Raw genomic sequence first — 6,319 nt, forward strand, 5'->3', positions numbered from 1 at the left:
CTCTCCTCTTCGGACTTCAAAAAGTTAACGAAGCATGAAGACGAGGCCGTTTCCGGCACAAACAAGGCCTGCATAAAACTTTGCGACGAGCCCGTCTTCTTCCTGGGCAGAGTTCCACGAAAAGCTCGACATACTTGGTGTGGTTATCAAGACGCGCGGCAATGGCTTAGTTTTTGTCGATCAAGGAACAGGTGTACATGACAAGGCAAGCAATGTGGACCGGTCCTTCTCGAAAGCGGAACTTGAAAAGCGCTTTGGCCCTTATGTCGCCATCGACAATAACCGGATCGGCCTGAACACCGATAAGGATCGAACCTACAAAAGGGAACCACTCGATCCATCCCTGAAAAAGCATCGTGCTTGGAAGAGATTCAGGAAACAGAAAAAGCATCGTCGCTGGAGGAAGTTTCTGGAATCCTTTGCAGGGGAAAATGCCGAGGTTCGCGAGGCGCTAGCCATTCAGGAAGCCTATCTTTCTATCTTCTTTGGTGGCAAGGAGCCGAAGACTAAAGAACGGGTTCAACGCCCGAAAAGCAGAGTTGCAAATGAGAATGGAGCAGCCAAAACAATAAATATGCGGGACTATTTTGGACTGGCGGGTCACTCTCAGGATCTGTTTCTCGCTGTTCAGAACTTTGTCACAAGGCATGTCGAAACCATTAGCTGATGCTGTGCAGTTCCTGAGGCGCTTCGAAGAGAATGTTGCAGCGGCTTCAAACGCCATCAATCGGCATGCTGAGTGATGAACTAAATATCATCCAGCCAGTCTTCTCTTGCATGGCGTATGCTGATGATGAAGATGTCTCGATTATTCTCTACCCGATAGATGATGAGATGTGACCCATGGGGGTGAACTCGAACGGGCGGATGAAGCTCTGTTCGTTCACGCGCCAGCTCAGGGTTCTGGGCCAGTATGTCAAAGGTGGTCGACAGGCTTGCATGGTAGTTTTCAGCCTGCTGCTCAGTATAGCGCTCAATGCCATAGAGGTAGATATCTATGATCTCATCTTGAGCTTTCCGCGATAGTCTATAACTCATTTTGGGAGGTGGTCAGGCCAGCTTTTGTTCGTGCCATCTGTCTAATGTCTTCCATTGAGAGAGAGCTGACACCGCTTGCTAAACCTGCATCCACATGGCTTTGCATCGCCGCGATCTTCTTCGCTCTAGCCTGATCGCGGCGAATGAGATCGCGCACATAATCGCTAGCATTGCTATACCGCCCGTCAGCGGTTTGCTCAGTCACCCAATCTTTCATGGGTTCCGGGAGCGAAACATTCATTGTTGCCATTAGAGAACCTCCAATGCTGCTATATATCATATCTTGGCAAACTTTGCCAAGATATCGATGTTGGATAGAGAAGGAGGATCGGAGCTAATTAAGAGCAAGGTGAATGACCCACGGAAACGCCACATCCCTGCCATTCAAACGAAATGCAGCATTCTCATAGCCCAGATGGCTGCTTGGCGGACTTTCCGGACATTCGCTGCTGCGCCGAAATTTCATTGCGATTGAAGGCGTGCAACCATTGGATGTCTATGGTAAGATCGGTTCAACCTGTCGGCTGATCTGGTTGCGATTTCTTTCAGCCCCAATCGATTTCAAGCTGAAGGAACGCAGATATGCGAATGAACTTTGGGTGCCGATTTTCTTTTTCCCTTCCTGCTCCCACTCCGATGATTCTGCTACTCAATGTGCATTATTCACGTGCCAGCGATCTCGAACGCCCAGATCTTCTGGTTGTTGATCCTGCTATTCCGGTGGAGGCATTCAGGGATCCATTTGGAAACTGGGGCAACCGGATTTTGGCACCCGCAGGTACGGTCACGATTTCCACTGACGGCGTCATCAGAGATTCTGGCTCTCCGGATCCCATCAATGAAGACGCTCTTCAGATGCCGGTCGAGCAGTTGCCAAGCGAGGTGCTGACCTATCTTCTGCCCAGCCGATATTGCGAATCCGACTTGCTTTCCGATTTTGCATGGCAGACCTTTGGCCACACCCCTTTGGGATGGCAGCGTATTCAGGCCGTTTGCGATTATGTTCATAATCAAATTCTCTTCGGCTACGAACATTCGAGGCCGACCCGGACTGCTCTGGAAACGCATCAAGAGCGAGTTGGTGTATGTCGCGACTTTACCCACCTGGCAATTACCCTTTGCCGCGGCCTCAATATTCCTGCTCGTTACTGCACGGGCTACATTAGCGATGTGGGGCAGGGAGTGGTGGATGCGCCAATGGATTTTGCCGCCTGGATGGAGGTTTTTCTCGGAGGACGTTGGTGGGTGTTCGATCCGCGCAACAACGACCTCCGCTTTGGCCGCGTTCTTATTGCTCGCGGTCGAGATGCGGCTGATGTGCCAATGGCTCACAGTTTCGGACATCACGAACTAACGGGCTTCTCTGTCTGGATAGATGAAGTGCCAAACAGTAGTTCCTCGTGCTAAGACGACACAATTTTGTAGTCTTCCGACGCTCATGCAAATATTGATTTTCCATGAAATAGAAGTTTTATTGTAACTATAAAGTTGAAACCAATTTGTCTGATTGGGATTGGTCAAAATTTAATGAGCTTGCAAAATAAATATTTGTCTCTATATATAGCATATCCGCAAAGACGGCACAAAAATTCTTTCTGCCTTCCAATTAAGATTTCCAGATTATGAAAGCCTACTCCCTGCGGCCTACTTGGTTTTGTATGTTTCTCAGAGCGGGTCTGGGTCTGGACATGTTCGAAGAGGCATCAATCATGACAATTGGTACAGTGAAATACTACAATGCAACGACAGGCTTCGGCGCTATTGCACCGAACAACGGCAGCAAAGAGGCTCTCGTTCATATCTCAGATATCGAGCGGGCAGGACTGACCAGCCTCATCGACGGCTTGCAGCTTTCCTATGAACTGCATAAAAACACTGGCGGCAAACGGCAGGCCGTCAATCTCCAACTCGTTGATTAAAAATATGGTTGACTGCGCATGGGCGCAATCTTTTCACACAAGGAGTAGCGAATGATCAGTATTGCCAGATCCAAGGCAGAAGCACGGCTAGCCGCTGTTCAGAAGTCTCAAAAGGAGGCTATAAGCGAACAGGAAGAGCGGGCCTTTAAAACCCGCGAAAATATATCTCGGCTTAGGGCGCTACGGCTCGCCAAAGAAAGCGAAGACCAAACCCGAAATGTGACAAAAAGCCCTGTACGAAGACGCCAGAAGGTTCGTTAACAGGCGCTGAATTGCAGCCTTGAGTTGGCTAGCTTTCAATTATTATTGCTATGATGTAAAGTTTTCGAAAACACTATCAAGAAAAAATATATTTCGAAATTTTAAAATAACGCTAGCTATTTCCGAACAGACAGTCTAAGTAAAGAATGCTATTTAATTTCGTAATTCTGTTCCTTTCGGCCCAGCATTCGACGTTGAGGCTGCCAATTCGCCGCATTTCGCGGGCGTTATATTTAAAAGGAACTCAGTAATATGACTACTGGTACAGTTAAGTTTTTCAATTCCACCAAAGGTTTCGGTTTCATTGCTCCTGATGACGGCGGCAAAGATGCTTTCGTTCACATCTCAGCAGTCGAACGCTCTGATATTTTCTCCCTTACAGAAGGCCAGAAGATCTCCTACGAGTTGGAATCCGGTCGCGATGGAAAAAGCTCCGCAGTCAATCTGCAAGCCGCTGACTGATAAGCTACCGAGCCGGCATGATTCATGCCGGCTTGATGTTTGCAGCGGAACAAACCGGCAACAAAGTGTTGCTTCAGAAGGTGCCGTGGCCACCTAAATTCCTACTTAGATACGTGAGGGCCACCTGACAAGACGTCTGTCGTTTTGCCTCCAAGCGGACTGGTGCAGTGCATAATCATCTGGCTTTCAGTACTCAATGGTACTGGTAATCGCGGCCCATTGCTGCCTTTCGCCGACGGGCATTTGCCATAAAGCCATTTCCCCATAGCAGCCACTGGAGCAAGCTGCAGCATTGGTTGACCCTTCAAAACTAAACGGTTCTCGAACCATCCTTGGAACAATTGTAGGCTCTTTAATATCTGATCATAGTTGGGTTCCCATTAACTGGTTGCTGGGTGGGAGGGCAATGTAAGGAGGGAACTTCCATGTCTACCTTCAATTTGCCTGTGGTGGTCCCTGCCAAGCATGCTTGGAATCATGGCAGGATTATTGGGCAGAAGCGCCCACTCTTGCCAAAACATGTCTGGGCAATTCGCGTCAGACTTGAACAGGCTGGTGCAGTCCGTGATCTGGCCCTTTTCAATCTGGCAATCGACAGCAAACTACGAGGTTGCGATTTGGTGCGTCTCAAAGTTTCTAACGTCTTCGTATCCGGGGCGATCAAAGAGCGTGTTTCCATTCTGCAAAGCAAGACAGGCAAGCCCGTTCGTTTTGAAATTACCGAGGGTACACGGAAATCCCTGCAAGAGTGGATCAATCATCCTTTGATGATCGGACACGCCTATCTATGGCCTGGGCGTTTCCATGATCAACCTCACATTTCCACACGCCAATATGCTCGGCTGTTAAAGGATTGGGTGCAATCCATCGGTCTTGACCCCAGCGCCTATGGCACCCACTCAATGAGGCGAACCAAGGTCGCCCAGATCTATAAGAAAACCGGCAATCTGAGAGCAGTCCTGCTGTTGCTGGGCCACACCAAGATGGACAGCACGGTTCGCTATCTCGGTGTCGAACTTGATAATGCCCTTGCAATCTCCGAAGGTGTTGAGATTTGAAAACTCAGGGTCGGCGATATCGCCCACCTCAACGTTCAACAGTGGGTGGACAAAATGGACAATTTGGCCATATACTATTTTCAAGCACAGATCTTCCAAGGAGGCCAAAATGACCCGAGTGAGCGCAACGGAATTCAAGAATAACATTGGTGCTTTCAGTGATGCAGCCATGAACGAACCCGTCATCATTACCAGCCATCAGCGTGACCGCCTCGTTTTGATGTCTGCTGACGAGTATCGCCGTTTGACCGGAACACAGAACGGCATCTCCCCCGAGATCGAACTGCTCATGGAACAGCGCCTTGAGAAACATCGCAATACGATCATTGAGCTTGCCAATCGATGACCGATCCGAAGTGGGTTTCCGAAGAGCTCGTAGCGCGGTTGCATGAATGCGTGATCGATATCGGAGGAGGTGCTCAGGGGATAAGGGACACAGGGTTGCTGGCTTCCGCTCTTGCCCGTCCTCAGAACCTTTACGCGTATGGAGAAGATGATGTGTTCCAGCTCGCAGCAAGTTATGCTGAAAGCATAGCTCGCAATCATCCTTTTATTGACGGCAACAAAAGAACTGCGTTTCAATCGGCCGACTTGTTCTTGGCATTGAACGGATATGATCTGGATGCCGCTCGGGGTGTTGAACACGCTGATATCATGGAAAAACTGGCACAAGGCCTGATTTATCGGGATGAAGCCGCAGAGCACTTTCAAGCCTATTGCCACAATGACGAGAGCTAAGCCGGCCCATTGCGGACTCTCGCCATTCAACATTTATTTCCCATTGCTGCCATTCGAACGCAACGCAGCATTTCCACCGATCAGGCGACCCATCTGCGAACCAAAGCTCGCCATTTTCCTATCCTTAAGGTAGGTTAGCGACATATTATGAGCAGTGATACGAACCGTCGATGAATATTTGCATAGTAACAGACATCCACGATCAACCCAAACATGAGCAATGCATTCTTAGCAAGCTTGAGACCAAGCCGAATGTAAGTCGATTTGCATTGAATGATCTGTGTGGTAGGCCCGATTTATGGGGAGAGGCACTGCATAGATATCTATTCTATGATGACGGCATGGATGAAGTTGTCCGGATTCTCAAGCAGACTTTGAGTGGTGACTGTGTTGGGATTGGTTACAGCGCGGGTGGTACTGCGCTTTGGCGGGCCGCAGCAGCAGGGCTTTATTTCACCGCAATATTCTGCATTTCGTCTACTCGATTGCGGGAGGAAGCGACTATTTCAACACCCAATCAAGTATTTTTTGGTGCAGATGACCCTGGGAGACCATCAACCGAATGGCTTTCAAGGGGCGTGTCGCAAACTTTTGTCGTTAACCCAGCCGTGAGATTTGGATGATGAAAAGGAGCTCCAATTTGTTGAAGGAGCTCCGTATGATTCTCAATTCCATTGCCGAAAAACTAAAACGGAAATCGAAAGATGATTTCAAAGGCAGACAATTTGAGGCATGGCTGATTATACAAGCGGTATCTTGGTATCTGCGGTATCCACTGAGCTATCGGGATCTGGAAGAAATGTTCCTTGAGCGCGGCTTTAAAGTTGACCACAGCACAATCAA

General features: G+C 48.8%; 9 protein-coding genes and 2 pseudogenes. 9 read left to right on the plus strand and 2 right to left on the minus strand.

The genetic code is table 11. From position 1 onward, the window contains the following. Positions 1–106 precede the first annotated feature (106 nt). Positions 107–667 (plus strand): annotated as a pseudogene (locus BM258_RS23995) (hypothetical protein); the annotation flags it as partial. Between the two features lie 80 nt (positions 668–747). Here BM258_RS23995 and BM258_RS24000 read toward each other — a convergent pair. Further along, positions 748–1,038 (minus strand): type II toxin-antitoxin system RelE/ParE family toxin, encoded by a 291-nt coding sequence (locus BM258_RS24000; RefSeq protein ID WP_090075771.1) that lies wholly within the window; start codon positions 1,036–1,038, stop codon positions 748–750. Next, positions 1,028–1,288, minus strand: coding sequence for a type II toxin-antitoxin system ParD family antitoxin (locus BM258_RS24005; protein WP_090075778.1), 261 nt, complete (start codon positions 1,286–1,288; stop codon positions 1,028–1,030). Before BM258_RS24005 ends, BM258_RS24000 begins: the two co-directional genes overlap by 11 nt. Before the next feature lie 332 nt (positions 1,289–1,620). Between BM258_RS24005 and BM258_RS24010 the strand changes: the two genes are divergently transcribed. The 8 genes and pseudogenes from BM258_RS24010 to BM258_RS24045 form a co-directional block, all read left to right on the plus strand. Beyond that, positions 1,621–2,445 (plus strand): transglutaminase-like domain-containing protein, encoded by an 825-nt coding sequence (locus BM258_RS24010; RefSeq protein ID WP_090075772.1) that lies wholly within the window; start codon positions 1,621–1,623, stop codon positions 2,443–2,445. A 302-nt stretch (positions 2,446–2,747) separates the two neighbouring features. Continuing rightward, the gene (locus BM258_RS24015; protein WP_090075779.1) at positions 2,748–2,957 is read left to right on the plus strand and encodes a cold-shock protein; all 210 of its coding nucleotides are present in this window, start codon (positions 2,748–2,750) and stop codon (positions 2,955–2,957) included. 513 nt (positions 2,958–3,470) lie between these two features. Next, on the plus strand, positions 3,471–3,680 hold the full coding sequence (locus BM258_RS24025) for a cold-shock protein (protein ID WP_090075774.1): 210 nt from the start codon (positions 3,471–3,473) through the stop codon (positions 3,678–3,680). A 425-nt stretch (positions 3,681–4,105) separates the two neighbouring features. Continuing rightward, entirely contained in the window at positions 4,106–4,738 is a 633-nt protein-coding gene (locus BM258_RS24030; protein ID WP_090075775.1) for a tyrosine-type recombinase/integrase, read from the plus strand. 109 nt (positions 4,739–4,847) lie between these two features. Further along, positions 4,848–5,084: a type II toxin-antitoxin system prevent-host-death family antitoxin gene (locus tag BM258_RS24035; RefSeq protein WP_090075776.1), complete on the plus strand. Its 237-nt coding sequence runs from the start codon at positions 4,848–4,850 to the stop codon at positions 5,082–5,084. Further along, positions 5,081–5,476: a type II toxin-antitoxin system death-on-curing family toxin gene (locus BM258_RS24040; protein WP_090075777.1), complete on the plus strand. Its 396-nt coding sequence runs from the start codon at positions 5,081–5,083 to the stop codon at positions 5,474–5,476. The genes BM258_RS24035 and BM258_RS24040 overlap by 4 nt, the downstream gene beginning before the upstream one ends. Positions 5,477–5,646: 170 nt before the next feature. Next, positions 5,647–6,099 (plus strand): dienelactone hydrolase family protein, encoded by a 453-nt coding sequence (locus BM258_RS24595; RefSeq protein WP_175528233.1) that lies wholly within the window; start codon positions 5,647–5,649, stop codon positions 6,097–6,099. A gap of 35 nt (positions 6,100–6,134) precedes the next feature. Beyond that, positions 6,135–6,319: pseudogene (locus BM258_RS24045) on the plus strand (IS6 family transposase); the annotation flags it as partial.

Source organism: Cohaesibacter marisflavi (assembly GCF_900115225.1).
Lineage (GTDB): Bacteria > Pseudomonadota > Alphaproteobacteria > Rhizobiales > Cohaesibacteraceae > Cohaesibacter > Cohaesibacter marisflavi.